Annotated in this window: 11 protein-coding genes; 2 read left to right on the forward strand and 9 right to left on the reverse strand. The window is 38.3% G+C overall.

Translation table 11 applies throughout. The features are described from left to right. Nucleotides 1–37: 37 nt before the first annotated feature. The 9 genes from EHLA_RS10060 to EHLA_RS10100 form a co-directional block, all read right to left on the reverse strand. Complete coding sequence (locus EHLA_RS10060) at nucleotides 38–1012, reverse strand: ECF transporter S component (RefSeq protein ID WP_096240722.1); 975 nt, start codon at nucleotides 1010–1012, stop codon at nucleotides 38–40. A 3-nt stretch (nucleotides 1013–1015) separates the two neighbouring features. Continuing rightward, complete coding sequence (locus tag EHLA_RS10065; protein WP_242970714.1) at nucleotides 1016–2809, reverse strand: ABC transporter ATP-binding protein; 1794 nt, start codon at nucleotides 2807–2809, stop codon at nucleotides 1016–1018. Nucleotides 2810–2850: 41 nt separating this feature from the next. After that, nucleotides 2851–3792 carry an energy-coupling factor transporter transmembrane component T gene (locus EHLA_RS10070; protein WP_096240724.1) on the reverse strand — a complete coding sequence of 314 codons (942 nt, stop codon included), beginning with the start codon at nucleotides 3790–3792 and terminating at the stop codon, nucleotides 2851–2853. Nucleotides 3793–3884: 92 nt separating this feature from the next. After that, the gene (locus tag EHLA_RS16650) at nucleotides 3885–5225 is read right to left on the reverse strand and encodes a DUF4430 domain-containing protein (RefSeq protein WP_242970715.1); all 1341 of its coding nucleotides are present in this window, start codon (nucleotides 5223–5225) and stop codon (nucleotides 3885–3887) included. Between the two features lie 43 nt (nucleotides 5226–5268). Further along, entirely contained in the window at nucleotides 5269–7491 is a 2223-nt protein-coding gene (locus EHLA_RS10080; protein WP_242970716.1) for an Ig-like domain-containing protein, read from the reverse strand. A gap of 314 nt (nucleotides 7492–7805) precedes the next feature. Continuing rightward, nucleotides 7806–10415, reverse strand: coding sequence for a DUF4430 domain-containing protein (locus EHLA_RS10085; RefSeq protein WP_096240726.1), 2610 nt, complete (start codon nucleotides 10413–10415; stop codon nucleotides 7806–7808). 120 nt (nucleotides 10416–10535) lie between these two features. Further along, nucleotides 10536–11729 carry a leucine-rich repeat protein gene (locus EHLA_RS10090; RefSeq protein WP_242970717.1) on the reverse strand — a complete coding sequence of 398 codons (1194 nt, stop codon included), beginning with the start codon at nucleotides 11727–11729 and terminating at the stop codon, nucleotides 10536–10538. A 14-nt stretch (nucleotides 11730–11743) separates the two neighbouring features. Beyond that, nucleotides 11744–12253 (reverse strand): hypothetical protein, encoded by a 510-nt coding sequence (locus EHLA_RS10095; RefSeq protein WP_096240728.1) that lies wholly within the window; start codon nucleotides 12251–12253, stop codon nucleotides 11744–11746. A 791-nt stretch (nucleotides 12254–13044) separates the two neighbouring features. Next, nucleotides 13045–14973, reverse strand: a complete 1929-nt coding sequence (locus EHLA_RS10100; RefSeq protein WP_096240729.1) for a helix-turn-helix domain-containing protein — start codon at nucleotides 14971–14973, stop codon at nucleotides 13045–13047. A 486-nt stretch (nucleotides 14974–15459) separates the two neighbouring features. Here EHLA_RS10100 and EHLA_RS10105 point away from each other — a divergent pair, with 486 nt between their 5' ends. Then, nucleotides 15460–16281, forward strand: coding sequence for an AraC family transcriptional regulator (locus EHLA_RS10105; protein ID WP_096240730.1), 822 nt, complete (start codon nucleotides 15460–15462; stop codon nucleotides 16279–16281). A gap of 566 nt (nucleotides 16282–16847) precedes the next feature. Next, nucleotides 16848–18407: an AAA family ATPase gene (locus EHLA_RS10110; RefSeq protein ID WP_096240731.1), complete on the forward strand. Its 1560-nt coding sequence runs from the start codon at nucleotides 16848–16850 to the stop codon at nucleotides 18405–18407. Nucleotides 18408–18439 lie beyond the last annotated feature (32 nt).

Here is an 18439-nt window from a genome sequence, read left to right on the forward strand (position 1 = left end):
TGGCAATCTTTCTAAAATTCAAGAACGCCCCGGCTATTCATCTCATCAGATCATATTTTATTTTTATCCGCTGCAGCTTTTCCAACAATGGCTTTGCTCCAATCCACAGAAAGATAAATGTAGAACTGGCATGAACAAGATCTACCGGAATACCTGAAATATAGATTGCAAGCAGTCCTTCCCATGTAAAATCGTACACGCTCATAAAGAGGGCCGCCGGATTCATGATTCCTCCATAAATGAACACCGTCACAAGGAATCCATATATACAAAGGCTGAGCCGTTTGGTCGGAAGCAGTCCTATCCGGTAAAGGATTCCTGATAAAAATCCGATAAAACCCATCGCAAACATCTGCCATGGGGTCCATGGCCCCTGCCCAAATAAGAAGTTGCTGACTACCATCGTCATGGCACCAACTAAGAATCCTGCCTCGCCGCCAAATGCGATTGCACTGATGATCACGATTGCTATAATCGGCTTAAAGCTCGGTATCATAAAAAATGCTGCCCGGCCGGCGGTTGCCAGTGCGACCATAGTGGCAAGAACAACTAGTTCTCTCACCTGAGGTTTTCGTCCCTCAAATACCATAAAAAACGGTAATAAAGAGTATATGATGATTACCAGGCTAATAAAATAATACTTTCTTGGACCAAAAATCTTTTCAAATACTGTGCCGATGGCAGCAACATCCATAACATAAAATCCGACAGCAATTGTGAGAGGAATCGCTACAAGCAAGAGAAACAGACTTACTCTGGTACGAACAGAAAGCCTGCGTTTTTCCTGCTTTTTCCAGATTTCGGTATCCATCTCAAACATATCATTATCTAAAATGACATCTCCCGCCCTGCCTTCTCCTGACAAATCTCCTGCTAATTCTTTTAAAGCAGAAGCTTTCCTGCTTTTTGGTAAAAAGATACGCTTTATCTTTGCAGGGATCGTATCTTCATTCACAATCGGAGAAGCGTAAAATTCTTTCAAGAACTCCTGACTTGATTTCCAGTCTGCCATTGTTCACACTCCTTTTTTAAGACATTCCACAACGTCCTCCCCGGTAACTGCCATGGGAAAATACCTTCTAGCCATTCGGTTTGCCGCTGTTGTATAAAAATTATTTCCGGCAAAGAATTCTCCCGGAGTTCCACATGCCACAATATTTCCATCAAAAAATAAACCACATCGGTCTGCATAAGAAGCGCAGAACTCAATATCATGAGAAATCATAAAAACAGTTACGCCCTGCTCTTTGAGTAATGCCAGTATGCCGGCAAATTCTTTTTTAAAATAGCTGTCAAGTCCTTTGGTCGGTTCATCCATCAACAAAAGCTTTGGCCGCAATAACAAAATCTTAGCCAGAGCGAGCCTCTGCTGCTCTCCTCCGCTTAAGTCATACGGATGACGATGCAGTAATTCTTCCAAATGTGTTACTTTAATGATTCCTTCCACCGCATCCTTTTTATCCATGTCAAGCTGATATTCTTCATTCTTTTTCTCTTTTACACCGCCTACCATCTCAAACAGTTCTAATTCCACACTTTTCTTTACAAAAAGGGACTGTGGGTTTTGCGGCAGTACTCCAAGAAAATTGCGGAACAGTTCTTTATCGCTGTAACGACGGATATCCTTACCTTCTAAAAGTACTTTCCCACGATACGGCTTTCTCAAACGGCTCAAAAGGGAAAGTGTTGTTGACTTCCCGGTTCCATTTCCTCCAAGCAATGCAAAGAATTCTCCTCTTTTTAAGGAAAAGCTTAGTCCCTTTACGACATCCGGCAATTCTTTATCATAGCGGAACCACAGATCATCACACGCTAAGATGATATCTTCTTTTTTCCCTGTAAACTTTTCTGTAAACTTTTCCGTAATCTTAGCAAAAGAAGATTTTCCTTTTGGGGAATCACTCTCTTTTTTATATGAAGAAAATGCATTTGCTGGTGAAATGCCTTTTTTCTTGCAAACTATGTCCAGCCACTTCCGCCCGTCACGAACAGTAATCGGACAGGGCTGCTCTGACTCTACTTTGGCATAAACCTGCATCGGTACCGGCATAGCTAAAAACATCTCATGATTACGCTTCTTTAATTCTTCTCCTATTTCTGGCGGTGTGCCAACACATAAAATCTGCCCTTCATCCATGACCACTACCCTGTCAGCAGAAGGAAATACTTCCTCTAAACGATGTTCCGTAAGAATAATTGTCGTTCCAAGATCACGATTAATCTTCTTTACTGTTTCCAAAAAATCAGAAGCTGCAATCGGATCAAGCTGAGAGGTCGGCTCATCAAGAATCAGCATATCCGGATGCATGGCCATGATAGATGCCAGATTCAAAAGCTGTTTCTGTCCTCCGGAAAGTTCCGATACATTTTTATAGAACCAGTCCTGAATTCCAAAATAACTTGCCATTTCCGCTACCCGGATACGAATATCTGCGTTACTGTATCCAAGGCTTTCCAAACCAAATGCCAGCTCATGCCACACTTTATCTGTCACGATCTGATTATCCGGATTCTGTAATACATAGCCAATCCTCTGACTCTGCTCCCGGTTACTCATCTCCCCGATTGGTACTTTCTGAAAAAGAATCTCTCCTTTTCGCTTTCCATGCGGTGTTAGAGGAGTCTTTAAATGTGTCAGAAGTGTACTCTTTCCACATCCACTCTTTCCGCAAAGAACAAGGAATTCCCCATCCTCCACATGCAAAGAAACATGATTTAGCGCCCTCTTTTTTTCTTCTGGATAAGCAAAACACAAATCATTGATTTCTAATATACTATTTTTCTTTTCTGACAAAGCATTCGCTGTCACCCTGCACCTCCAAACTTGCTTTTTATCTCCTGTATATATGGTCATTCAACTTCCCACAAACGGTACCCAGCCTGTGCTGCACTTTCTACCTGTCCTCTTCTCGCCTTCCACATCCTTCGGTCTAAAATCTCCATCGCTACTGGCATGATACTAAACAATAAAAAAGGTGCAAAAACAAGCAAGCTGCCTGCTGTAAAGGGTACTCCCTTTACGACGATTCGAGGATTATAAGAACAAAATGCATACCCCTTTGAAAAGCCCCACATCGCTGCTCCGAATGTAAGGATCATAAAAATAAAGCACAAAAAATCCCTTTTATCGAAATGATATAAGGAAAAGGCGGTTCTGCCCTTCTCTCCATATCCCCGGCACTTCATTGAATCCGATGTTTCAATCGCATTCTCCAAAGACCAGGTAACCAGAATCGAAAAAATCGTAATCCCATGCTTTGCTCTCTTAATAAGGCTCCCATTCTCTACACTTCGCCCGACACACTTTTGCCCATCAGAAATAACAGATGCTTCTTTGATAAACTTCGGTACAAAGCGAAGGCACATGGAAAGTACTAAAGAAAGTGCCGGGATAATCCTTCCAAAAAGATAAATAAACTTATCTGATGTCATAACAACTGTGTAGCAGGAAAACCATACAAGAGTACATACCAGCATCACTGCCATCACAAGACCGTACACACAACTTTCTAATGTAAACGGATTTCCATTATGAAGATATCCTATAATCGTTACTCCATAATGATTAAACATCGGATTGATCAGGGCAACAATGATCATCATCGGTAATGAGAAGAGCAGATTAAACTTTACTGTCTTTTTCCATCCTTTTAAAACAACGGAATACGCAACAGCGCATATAAATGAAATTGCCAGAATCACAGGGTGAACAACAAACATCGTCACCCCGATCGTCCCACAAAAATACAGCATATTTAAAACAGGATGATATGTCGAAAATGTATCTTTCATCTAAATCAAATCTCCATTACATCAAATTTCTATTATATCAAGTCTTTATTAGATTAAATCTCTATTAGATCAAATCTCTATTTCATACATCCTTAATACATCGAATTATCTCCAACATCCTTACCAAGATTACATGTATAAACCCAGTTGATCACATCGCCGTCCTGTACCGTATACTTACTGCATCCGTAGTTAGGAAACCAGCCATTTACGTTATACATCCATCCGGAAAGCTGTCCGCAGTCGAATTCATATAGATTGTTAATTCCTTCCACATAAGCTGAATTATAAGCCGGTGTAAAAGAAGACTCCATCTGAATTCCTGCATCCTTACATACACGCTGTAATACGTCATGTACAGACTCTCCTTCCGTAAATTCTACCTCGGAAGCCGCCAGAATCCATCCATCAGAAGGAACAAATTCTTCCTTACCACTTTTTAAATCACTCATGTTATTAAGAATCGTCGCGCAGCTGATCGAAATCGTACACGTATGGGAAGAACCTGAAACTTCTTCATCGTTTGCAACATCCTGCTTACTTGAAGAACCAGAGGAAGAAGCGCCTCCATCAGAAACATCTCCACTTCCTGAACTTCCTTCTTCATTATAGGAATTCTCTCCTGAATTCCCCGATTCATCACTTCCTTCCGATTTACTGTTCATTGTTCCGTTTTCCGCCTTATTCGCCGATGCTGCACCTTTATTCTGCTGCTCCGTAATTCCTCCAATAATATAACAATCTCCATCCAGCGAAGTAACACTCATTTTTAAAGATGTCGTTCCTTCTTTTGGCTTCGTATCTTTCTTTGCCTGTGTTGCACTTTCTGCGGTTTTGTTCGAAGAATCTTCCTCTTCTGTATTTGTATCCTGCGACTTTTTATCCTGTTTCTTTGTATCCTCTTCCTTTACCTGTGCTGTTACCGCAACATCGCTCATCCTTGCAAGCTTTCCAGACTGCTCTTTTACAAGATATGCAGAATTGGACTGCCACGCTTCCGGAAGCTGTACCTCTAGATCTGGTACACAGATCAGCCCTTTCCCGTACATTGTCATCTTCAATGCATCATTTGCATTGTTCGCCTGCTTCTTTAAATCATCAAGACCTTTCTCTGAAAAATCAATCTTTAAATTCTGATCTGCCGGATTCTGAATCTTTGAACAGTCATATGTCCAGATATATGTAATTCCATCATCTGTTGTCCCCTTAAACTGTACCTTTTTATTCTCTCCGGCAACCGTCTTAAACTGTTCCTTTGTAATAACCCCATCTTCCGGAATGGTATTCACATCTGCAAGTGTCTCTGTCTTATCCGTCTTTTTATCAGAAGAACTGTCTCCGCTCCCGGACTTTCCACAGCCCGTTGAAACAACCAGCAACATACTCATAAGTAATGCCAGAATAACATGTACCAGTCCTCTTTTTCTTTTCATAGTAACACCTTCCTTTTTCTTTTTCTGTAGTCTGCAAAAGTCTCTACTCTGCTTTTCCACCTTTCATCACTTTCTTTAATAATCCTGCAATACCACGACGCTTTTTATATAAAACAAATCCCAACGCTTCCACTGCCACAAGTCCTGCTGCACCTCCGGCTACAGGTAATGCCACCGAACGGATTCCATCTGCTTTAGAACGATCACCCTCATCAGACACCCCTGTATCTTCCTGCACTGTATCTGTCTCGCTTTCTGCACTGTCCGTTTCCGGCACATAATTATCTCCACTAAAACTCCAGCCACCCGTTGTTGCTTCCGCTGCAGTATTCTTTTTCTTTGCGGTAGTAGTTTCACTGCTTCCTGAAGAAAGCTTCTTCGTCGTTCCCGATGTGGCAGGAACAGAAGTACGGGAACTTCCTGTACTTGAAGCTGCCGGTGTTGTAATCTGCCTTGTCTGGCTTGTTGCCGCTGTTGATGCTGCTGTAGTATTCTTTTTAGCTGTTGTTTCTGGAGCTGTTACGACAACCTTACAGACTGCCTTCTTTCCGCTTCCATCCGTTGCCTTTACTGTAATCGTCACAGTGCCTGCTTTCTTTCCTGTCACCTTTCCCTTTGCATTTACCGTTGCAATCTTTTTATTAGAAGAAGACCATTTCACTGACTTATTCGTGGCATTTGACGGAGAAACCGTCGCTTTTAACGTCTTGCTCTTTCCTTTTGTAAGATAAATCGTACTATAATTTAACCCTACTTTTATTACCTTTACTTTAGAAGCTGCCGGTTTTGTTTCTGTCTTTTTTGCTGTCGTTACCGTTTGGGAAGAATTTCCTCCACTATTACTCCCCGTATCAATCGTCGGGCTGACTACCGGCTTCGTTCCTGCCGAAATAGCCACATCACTCATATCATAAAGAAATGTCTCTCCATCCAAAAATCTACGGTAAGCAACTGTTGCATACAATCCCTGTTCCGTTGCCATTCCATCGATAACGCCACCGGCACCGCCACCATTATTCCCGGCACCAGCAGCTACATGCATAAATCCGCCTTCTGGCATATAATACTGGAATAATCCTGTCATCGGCCATTTCCCATTCTTAATAAAACGGGCATCTTCCCCACAATCTATTCCCACGCCACAAAGAGCTGTGATAATCTGTGCCACACTTTCCGAAGTTTCTGTATTATTCATCGTGCCAAAACCACCACTGGAAAGCTGATTCTTTTCTATCCATGCAAGTCCCTTGTCAATTGCCGCTGTAACATCCTCATATCCATCTTTATTATAATAAGAAGCCAGTGCCTGCATCGCCATCCCCGTCATATCAGAATCTCCGGTTGTCCCCATCATTGTCCAGCCACCATCCTGACACTGCATTCCTACAACCTTCTTAACAAGTAACTCCTCTGAGTTTTGCTGCACTGCAGAAGGGTCTTCTGGAATCTCATATGCCGGATTACTCTTTAACGCGATCAAAGCCCAAATCGTGCCGTTATTCCCCTGTCTGCTTACATTCTCATAATCTGACAGATACGCTAATAGGTTATGTCCCATCACATCTCTTGCATCAACACCAATCGCTGTTAATGCAAGAATAAGCTTTGAATAATCCGAATACTTTGCTCTTGTAATCTGCCAGTCCTTGCTCTCACAGTATGCGATCACATTGCTGTAAAAAAGATTTGTATAAGATTCCGGCACATACAGCCCACTCCTTTTTAAACCAATAACATTCCATATACTACTGTAATCCGGCTTCGTATCTTTACTTAAGATATAGCTTCTTACCTTAGATAAAACCGTATCAATATCCGGGCTTAAAACTTCCGCCTCTGCCACTTCTTCCTTTGCATCAGAAGACTGCTCTGCACTTTCTTCTGCCCCGTAAGCATAAAAACTAAAACTTCTTCCAAGTTGCAAATTCTTACGGACCATCTTTCTCTCTTTTTTTGTTAATGTCTGTTCTTGTGTATTTTCCTGTACATCTGCCTCCGTACTTGTTGATGCATCTGCATCTTCCCCGGTCTGCTGTTCCTCCTCTTCCGAAGACTCCGTCTCTTCCCTTTCCGATGTCTCGTTTTCTGATGTCTCACTTTCTGACATAGAAAAATCGCCTGTACTCTCTGCTGCAGAAGCAGCCGCGGCCGGTTCTGTCCCATTATCTGCCGCATATGCATAGTATGGAACTATAAATGCCACAAGCAGAGCAAAAAGTACAAGCGATATACATTTTCTTTTTAACCTTTGATACATCTTGTTCATTCTACCCTCTCCTTCACTCATTTTACAAAATATCCAAGAGAAATTGAGAGTTTTCCGTAGAAAAGAAAGGCCCATGCATTATGTGCACAGGCCAAATACTTTTATAAAACTGTTATATTCTCTAGCCCAGATATTTGTTTTCATTCTAAAATCAAATGGCTGGCAATTCAGAATGAAAATAAGGAGAGTCCCCTAAGTGAGCCTGAGAAGCAAGCCATGTACATATTATAACATAGACTTTTAAAAAAATATGCCAACCAGACGGGTGTATTTGCTTCATTTTAGGAAATTAAGCGGGTGAAATTGTCCTGCAATTATTTCACCTTCATTTTCTTTACATTTGAGTAATTACCGTAATAAGTTGTTCCTCCTGCTTTACGATAAGTACGGATCTTGAAGTAATAAGTTTTCTTTTTCTTTAGCTTTCCGGCTTTATAAGTCACTGTCTTATTTTTGGTAATTGTCTTCACTTTCTTATAGCCGCTGTTTTTCTTCATGGACTGGTATACTTCGTAGCCAGTTGCATTTTTTACTTTCTTCCATGTAAGCTTCGCCTGATTCTTTTTCAGCTTCTTAATGGATTTTATAGATGTTTTAGATGGAGTGTATTTCTTTTTCAGAGCTTCCTGCTGAGCTTTCTGTTTCGCAATATTATCTGCCGTAGTTTTTAATTTGTCATATTGGGCTTCTGCGTCTGTAAGAATTTTAAGCTGCGAATAAACTACTAACGTTTTCTGTTCTGCATTTAATACATTGTATGCTGTTCGTGCAGCATCAATTTTCTTTTTACAGGAATCATTCAATACAACTGCTCCTATATTATTAATCTTTGCTACCGCATCCTGTGCTGCTTTTACTTTTTCATAATCAGGACTGCTTTCTTCATAGTAATAATTATCTGTATAGTGGAATACAACTACATCCCCATCTTCTAAATATTGTTGATTAACTCCAAAGTTAGGATGAATACCATTTAGCGTATACATCCAGCCAGAGCCTTTTCCGTTATCAAATTCTCCTAACGTTACTCCCCTTCGCGTAATACTTTCCACATAATTTCCAGTCGGATTGGAACAGGTCATACTATTATTTTTAAGAACCATATTTAGTAAATCTTTTACATTTGCGTTCGCACTAATTGTATATTTTTTCGGTGCTATCCAAGTCTGCAAAGTTCCCATACTTAAAACATGTGTATTCTTATCTTTTTCCGAATTGTGAATCTCGTCTCCTAAAAGAGAAAATGTTACAGATATTTGTTGTGAGGAATCTTTAATTACATTAACAGAAATAGTTGTCATTGCACTTCCATAATATAAACGAACAATCTTTGTTCCTCTTGTCTCATTATCAAACTGCCCAACAGTAATATCGTCTATATTGACAATTGTATCTGCCTTTCCCTGAGTCCAATGTGCAGTGAATGTCAATCCTGTTAAATCTAATTTTTCTCCGATATAATATGTCTTTTTGTAATTTCCCGAAATAGTTAGTTCGTGACAAACTGGCTCAATCGCATCATCAGAACATTTCACTAACGTTTTTAAATCTTTTCCCAGAGGATCATCAGAACGATTGTAGTTTGGCATAGCAATTGCCTTACCTGGATATCTTCCCGTATCTTTCCAATCTCCATCTACTACTTTATAAATTTGATCCCAATCCTCTTGCGTATAAGTTGAATAATTAGCAGTATTATAATAAAATACTCCATTGTTCATACCAAATGGTACAGCATTTGTATCTACATGTACTACTTTTCCTAAACCTTTATTGGCACCACACTGACTTGCATATACATTATCCTTAATCACATTATTAACATTTAATGCTCTTATATAGCCAATAATCGCACCTACATTAGTGTTTCCAGATACTTTTCCTAAAAAAGTATTTGATACAATCTCCCCTATTCCATTATCCCATGCCTGATCAATTCCTGCCTCTGCACCAAAAATTCCACCTATATTATCTCGTCCTGATATGTTACCATCTACTGTACAGTTTTTAATTACAGCTCCAAAGGCATTTGGTGCATTATACATATAATAACCAGAACCTAAAATACCGCCAATATTATTTCCTGTTGCATTAATTGTTCCATGAAATGCACAATTTTCAATGCTAAATGTGTCTGTACTCTGTCCACGAATACCGGCAATTCCACCAACATTGGAATCTCCATATACCGTAGCATAACTGACACAATTTTTAATTGTTCCGTTTAAAGCTCCCCCAAATGATCCAATATTAGATAATCCTGCAGAAGTCCCATCAATATTGCAACCAATAGTCACTCCTTGTTCAATCGTGCAATTTGTAAAATCTGCATGGTCAATTCCAGATGCATAGCCTCCGATAAAACCTGACTGATAAATCTTTGTCCCACTTTTAATTGTAACATTTTCTGCGGTAATCGTTACTTTCGGGTCATCATCTGTCCAATTTTTCGCATCTTTTCCGTAGTCAACAACATAATTTTCTACAAGACCATATCCGTCAATATATTCACCATAAATATTGAGATTCTCTACTTTAGCATCACGCACATAACCAAATAATGGTTTGCTTCCTTTAGAAAAAGTTAGTGTATGACCATTTCCGTCTAATATCCCAGAAAACGGTAATATATTGCGTCCGTTTCCTGCATCAGTTACTCCTTCTTTTAACATACCTAATGGTTTCCAGTCAGTAGGAAGTTTTATATCTGACTCCAGGCGAAAATATTTATTCTTGTAGGACTTTCCACTTTTAATCCCATCCTGTATTATCCCAAAATCATTTACTGTGTTAATAATATATGGGTCACTTTCTGTTCCTGTACCAGTCAGCATTCCTTCTGCCGCAAATAACATCATCGGCATTAATAACATTCCAATCAATACTGAGGCTATACTTACTATCAGTTTACTTATATTTTTCATCTAATCCCTCCTGCTGATAACTTCTTATCGTGTATTGTCACCTCATTTTTAGATAGCACAAAGCAGGAAACACATTGTATTTTATGTTTCCTGCCCTACGCTATATCATTTTCAGATATTTTACTTTGTAATCTTTACCGTTTTTTTCTGTCCCTTATTTTTCATCATCTTTTTATAAGATTTTAACTGTTTCGCAGGAACCTTAATTATAGCCTTTTTGTCAATGCCAGTAAATGCCTTGCTTCCCACTTTACTAAGTACAGTAGATTTTACCTTAATCTTTTTCACCTTACTGTCACCAGCAAATGCCTGAGTTCCAATTGTTTTTACGTTCTTTCCAATGACAATACTTTTTGTTTTCTTCTGATTTTTGAAAGCTTTATTTCCAATGGCTGTTACTTTAAAATTAACTTTCTTATAATTTACAGCAGAAACAACATTTACTTTTGCAAGCTTTTTATTTTTATAGCCAACAACTGTAACTGTAGGATTCTTCACAAGATTACTTGTTACTCTATACTTATACCCTTTTACAGTAAAGGTTGTACCTTTTTTGACTGCAACAGTATTAACTTGTGGATTGGATGGCTTTGTTGTAGGTTTAGCTTCTGTTGTAGGCGTTTCCTGTTTTTTATCATCTTCTGACTTTGTAAGTTCAGCAATTTTAGCTTCTGAGTCGGTCAATTTCCGAACTAAAGATGGAGCCATTAATTCTTTTTGTGCATCTGTTAATTCATTATATGTTACTCTCGCCTCTACTACTGCATTTTTATCTGCTAATGTTAATGCACTCACTCCTGGTAAATCCTCTAATTTCGTAGTTAATAATGCAGACTTTGTACCCTCTCTGTGAACATAGATCATATAAGTCTGAATATCTTCTTGAATATCTTCATCTACATTGCCTTCTACACCAACTTTTATCTCAACAGTGGAACCTTCAACTGTTTCGTCTGATAACATTGCAGATATATCTGTACTAGCAGAATCTGAATTTTCAAGTTTTACATTGTCAGGCCAACTATATCCAAACATATGACATGTATAATATGCAACAATCTTACTATTTTCAGGCACATTTTCGGACATTTTTGCTCCAACGCTTACCTTTTCATTTGGAACAACAATTGAATATTCAAGTTTATCAGGCTTAAAATCTTTAATTATATTTTCTTTACTTTCAACTCCTGCATACGCCCTTAAATCTGATAAATAGTTTTTATTTTGATTCTCAGCTGCATGTGTCGTTAATGAAAGGACACATATACATGATAAAATAGGAATAACAGAAAGAATTTTTCTAATTTTATTCATATTTTCCTCCAATATTACCATGTATAAATCATTGATTCATAACTTAATGTAAAAGTTACGTTTCCATTAACAGTTGCTTTAGAAAGTACTACATCTGGATAGCTATTTATATCTGCTGGAATTGTAGATGGCTCACCATTAAAGTACATCCATGAATTTCCAATATATGTATTTGTATTTGGATAGCTTCCCTTATTTGTATAAGTTTTATCACCTACTTTAAGAGAATCAAGGTATTTATCTGTTGTTCCAGTCCATACAGCATTTGAAATACCACTTCCACTAGTTGCACAAGCCTGATCAATTGCATCCGCATAAGTTGTCCCTGCATTTACTGTCACAGTTACTGGATTACCTGAATTCAATTTATCCGTTCCGGTCACTACTCCACTAGCATTTCTCGTTGCTGTCTGTAAATAAATTTTTACAGTATACGTTGTTTCCCTTGCCATTGATGTTACACCAAGTCCCATCATCATAACTACTGCGAGCATCACTGCGAGCATTCTTTTTAAAGTCTTCATAAGTTTTCCTCCTTTAGAAACTCCGCTATTTAGATAGCATTCTTTGGGTTTTGTCTACATGTTACTAAGGGGTCGCGACTCCCATTGCCAAAGGATAGCTCCTTTAGCAATATATTGATTTAAAACAACTTCTATACGATTTATCTGCTTATATGCTTTCTCTACTGAACCTTTTTATTGTGGTCTCAACTACTCTCACATTATTATCTGCATATGAAATAACTGTATATTGTTGTTTTACCTCCTTTGATATTACCCGTTTGAAAATTACAGATATTTATAATTTCCAAACGCTGTGTCAGGATTTTATGTGTGGAACTTTCGGATAGAAATAATTGGATAAAAACAAATAAACTGAGACTTGCTTTTTGACTTCTGTAAAGTTTTCTCTAAACATATCGAATGAATGTACTCAGCACTCCCACCCAAAGTCCTGTTCATTAGAATTCTATTTTAAATATCCTGACTTAAGCTTCTTCTGCCTTTTCACACCTTCCCGGAAGATCCAGTGGTATTTGTGAGGGCATCCGCTTTCACAGTAGGGGTAAGCCTGTGTGGTTTGTACCAACTTTCTTAAAATAGAATGTATTTTTTTGTACATTTATTCATAGCTTTTCTGAAAAGTATTCCAACCAGACGGATGTCTTTTCGTCATTTTGGAACCTTTTTTAGATTTTTTTAAAAAAGGCTTGACATTTTTTGCAGAAAAAAATCCCGTCAGACTGAATAATCTGACGGGGCATTTTTCTTTTTTGCTTATTATAGATAATACAACTTTTGTTTTATCTTCATTATTTTACGCTTATCGGAACATATATGTATACTTTTTTATTGATGTATCTTTCAAAAGTAAAGTTCTGTAAAGAGACCATGTCGCGGTGTTCTTTTATCCAGCCATAAAAAACACATCGGGAAAACATACGGATGGTATCTGCGAGATTATCCACATCGCTTTCGCGGTCTGTTTCAAATACAGCAAATCGTCCGGCGGCTATCTCTATTTTCACAGAATCTTCCGGCACATTTGTAAAGTTGTTTACAACCGGTCCAAGGATATATTGAATATTGATACATTCCGGGTCATGATACCACATGGCAATCTTATCATTTCCATTCGCACTTCCGGCTACAGAGTTCATTTTCTTGAAGTATGGTGAGTCCTCATCGAGCCAGAATGCTACCTGTGCCGGTATATCTACTTCCCGTCCACGATTTGGGATGATCGTCCAGCCAACCATTTTGATATCATCAACGTCCATAAAGGATACCTTCATTTTATCTTTATATTCTGAGTAAAACTGATTTAGGTCAACAACTTCTGTGTTTGCTTTAGCATATTTGGAAGGACTGGTACAAAAGGCTTTGCGGAAGGCTTTATCAAATCCATTTCTCGACTTAAAACCATATTTTTTTGCTAAACTAGCCACCTTGACACCCTGACGTAATTCTCTGGCGGCTTTTTGTATTTTCCTCTGACTGATATACGCACTAAGTCCCATTCCAAAATCATCCTGAAAGGCTTTGCGAAAATAGTCTCTGGAATAGTTAAAATGTTCCGCCATCATCTCCGGTGTGATATCTTCTGTAATATGCTCATCAATGTAATTGATCCATGCAATATTCTGAAATTCCATCCGGTAATACTTTGCCGGAACAACACCGTATTCTTTGCGAAATGCATTAGAAAAAACGCTATAACTTGCAAATTGATATTTGGCACATACTTTTTCCGGATTCTTTCCTTCTTTTAATTCTTCTGCAGCAAAGTACAGCTTTCTCTGTTTTATGTAATCGGTGATTCTCGTTTCATAATAAAGCTGGAAAATATTTTTTAAATGTTTCTCGGAATAATGAAACAGCTTTGCAAGGCCTTTTGCTGTTAAATTCTCCGTAATATGCTCATCAATATAACTAATCCACTCGTCAACTCCATAAATCTTTTTCTCCTCTTTTTTATTTTTCATTACATAATCCGAATGCATTCTTTTTTCAAGAGGAAGATATACTGAGTACAGTCCGTTTTCAAAAGAAATAAAATACATTTTCCGATTGTCATAGTGCATTTCACTTTGCTTTATCCAGTCACATAACGCATATTTTATCAACATTTTTATCATATCCGGTGCCTGTTTATCCCAATATTGCTCTTTTAACGTAAAAACTGCATAATCCGATGCCCCAATATCAATTCTCTTCTTTTCACTTTCCCTTCCGGCATCTTTTGGAACTTCCTGCCCGATCATATAAAAGAAATGGTATGAATCATCATGCCACCAAAACTGCATATACTCTCCGGCACGCTCCCTCTCCTTCCACTTTTCCTTTACATCCTTCTCGATATATTCCATTCCGTTTTGAAAAACATCACCTTCTAAAGGCAACATATCTGCCTCTACTGTCTGTGCCATTCTTCTCACAACTTTATATTCTATCATAGAACTATCAGGAATCCGTTCAAATGAAAGGACCTGATTTGTATAATCCTCTTCCATATTCAATCCCTGCACCTGTTCCCTGATTGTATCAAGAGAATTGTCAAAGAAAATGTCAGCCAGATAAAGGAATTCCTGCGTAGAATATGCCAGTCTGCTTGCCAGATCTTTTACCGAAATGCTGTTATCTGTCTGAAGGCACAAAAGAGTGTCTCTCATACGTTCCCATAAAGCTGATTCTTCCTCCGGAAGTGAGGAAAATGTTTTTGTCTCATTCACTGTGTTCATTTTCTCTATCCTTCTATTATTTCTATTTCTTTTTCTTTCATTTTCTCTGTTATTTTATCTCAGTCGAGAAGACTCCCACCTCCTTCAGGTGGTGAGTGACAGCAAATTTGTCTCAGTGGGAGTCCAATCTCCGACTGAGATAAACGCTCCGCGAGGATGCGCAGTGATTCTGTAAAGAATATGTCAGCTTATGCTGACCAGAATCACGCGCCAAGTCTCGCAGTTGCTCGACTTGAATATTATTTTTTTAATATCCAAATGTTTTTTAGTTATATTGTAAATCACCACTAACATTCTGTCAATTTACAACTCCCACTACGGACAATCTCTATTCTTCAGATAAACTTCGCAACTCTGGAAAAGTCTTTTTTCTTTTCTCTGGTACAATATTTATAAAACATAACCTGTGTATTGGTGTATGATATTTATATTCAAGTCGAGCAGTCGCACCGACTGCACTCATAGAAACTGCGGAAAGGAGAGATCGTGAATAAAAATAATTCTTTAGAAGTAATAAAAGATTGTACCACATACATAGAAAATCACCTTCAAGACACATTAACAGCAGAATCTCTGGCTTCCCGCTATGGTTACTCTCTTTATCATTTCTGCCACATTTTTAAAATCTGCTGTGATATGTCACCGGGAAAATACATACGCCTTCTCCGTTTGGAAAAAGCAAAAAAGGATATTTTATCTGGAATGAGTATCACACAGGCCGGATTTGATAATGGCTTTGAAACCAGTTCCGGTTTTTCTAAAGCATTTCGCAAAGAATATGGTATTAGCGCACGAGAATATTTAAAACAAAATAAAGAAAGTGAGGTTCTTATTATGCTACACGTTGAAATTAAAACATTGCAGTCACAGACAGCACTTGGGTACGAGATTCCCGGCGAATATGACAGTGATTACAGCAAATCCGGTGCTTACTGGAATCACATTAATTTTAAAGAATACCCTGCCTATCCAGAAGGAATCCATGATTATGGCGAAGTTGGACTATGGACCCATCCCGACCATATCAGCGGTGAATTACACTATTTCTTTGGCTTTTTAACTGACTCTACAGAAATTCCGGAAGGTTTCCATAAGGTGGAGATTCCTGCCGGACGATACGCAGTTTTTACAATTAAATCACAGGAAACTCCTGAAAAAATGGCGGATGCTGTACGGGATGGCTGGCGTTACGTCTTTACCGAATGGCTCTGTACGCAAAAAGAGTATAAAATATCACATCAGGGGATGTGTTTTGAATGCTATCAGGGAGAAGAAGCATATCTTTATCTACCAGTGATTGATTTGTAGATTTGGTATAGACGAAAAAAGAAAAAATAATATATCCCATCTGCTCTGTAGTCGCTGTGTTTATGATGCTCGTCCGCATCTTAAACACGCTCCCAAGCCGCATCTGGGATATATTATTTTTTCTTTTTTCTGACTATTCTAAATCCACAGTTTGGTGAGAAGGGAGCTCCAGAAAGTTAGGGCTTTCCGGGAAAATTAAATTCTCTTTTCCTTAGAAATCTCAATGCAATTCTGCAGAAAGATACTCACTTTCGGGGGAACCCCTTATTTTTCCCACACAAAATCCTGACTTCATCTGGCGCCAAAGAACAATTATATTCAAGTCGAGCCGCCGCGAGACTTGGCGTGTGATTCTGGTCAGCGTAAGCTGACATATTCTTTACAAAATCACTGTGCATCCTCGCGGAGCGTTTATCTCAGTTGGAGATTGGATTCCCACTGAGACAAATTTGCTGTCACTCACCACCTGAAAGAGGTGGGAGTCTTCTCGACTGAGATAAAACATAACAAATAGTTAAAAATATGATATACTACCAATATAAATGTTCATAGGGAGGAGGAACAACATGGGGATTTATTTTAATCCAGGAAATGGAAGTTTTACAGAAGATAAGAATAGCCAAATTTATGTTGATAAAACGGAGCTCTTGAAATTTTTAAATAAAAGACTGAAAACAAATGGTAAATGTATCGCTGTCAGTCATGCCAGACGTTTTGGTAAGTCCCATGCTGCCGGAATGATTGATGCTTACTATAGTCTTGGCAGTGATTCCTCAAAACTGTTTGAAGATACCAAGATTTCATCTGACCCTGATTATGAAAAATACCGAAACAAGTACAATGTTATCCATTTAGATATTTCATCTTTTTTTGATGATTACAAAGACAATCTGATAGAAAAGATTGTGGAATATATTTATGATGATATCACAGACGAACTGGGAAACATTCTGGATTATAAAAAGAAGTTAAGTTATGTATTAATGAAAATTTATGAAAAGACGGAAATTCCTTTTGTTATTATTATTGATGAATGGGATTGTGTTATCCGAAACAGTAACGACCAGGCTTTAGTGCATAAATATTTGCAGTTCTTGCATTCACTTTTTAAATCAGAAGAATCGAAATCGTTTTTGGCTCTGGGGTATATCACAGGCATTTTACCAATTAAGAAGATAAAAGATGAGTCTGCTTTAAATAATTTTCAAGAATATACTATGCTGGATTCCTATCCAATCACAGAATACTATGGCTTTACCGAAAAAGAAGTGAAAGATTTATGCGAAGATCAGGCTATGGATTTTGAGACAATAAAGGCATGGTATAACGGATATTTGATCGATGGTATGCATATGTATAATCCGAATTCTGTATCGAGGGCATTAGAAAGACATAAAGTAGATTCTTATTGGCGAAACACTTCTGCCTTTGGTACGATCAATACCTTTATTTCAATGAATTATGCCGGACTAAAGGAAGATGTGCTTGCCATGTTAGCTGGCGAAAAAGTGATGGTTGACACTGAATGTTTCCAGAACGATTTTACAGAAATCCACTCAAAAGACGATGCTCTGACTGCCTTGATCCATCTTGGTTATCTTGGTTACGATAAAGACATGTTAAGTGCCTATATTCCAAATTATGAAGTGTCTAAGGCATTTCAGTCGGCTTTAAAATCAGGTTCCTGGAAGGAGATCGCCGCATCTATTTCCAGATGTGATGAGCTACTCATCGCCACGATAAATAAAAATGCGGAAAAGGTAGCTGAACTCATTGAGCTTGCTCATGAAACCTACACTTCTGTATTAAAATATAACGATGAAAATTCCCTAAGCTGTGTACTTACCATGGCTTACTTTACAGCACCGGCTTATTATAATATCATCCGGGAGATGCCTTCCGGAAAGGGATTTGCTGATTTTGTTTTTCTCCCAAGAGCAAATGCTGGCAATCGCCCTGCAATGATCGTGGAACTAAAACACAACAAGACAGCAGATGCAGCAATCACGCAAATCAAAGAGAAGAGATACCAGGGTGCTTTGTCTGGATATAAAGGAAAGATTTTACTAGTTGGAATTAATTACGATACAGAAAAACATCATACATGTGTAATCGAAGAATACTGATTTGTAGATTTCATATAGACGAAAAAAGAAAA

Origin of the sequence: Anaerobutyricum hallii (genome assembly GCF_900209925.1) — a bacterium.
Classification (GTDB): Bacteria; Bacillota; Clostridia; order Lachnospirales; family Lachnospiraceae; genus Anaerobutyricum; species Anaerobutyricum soehngenii.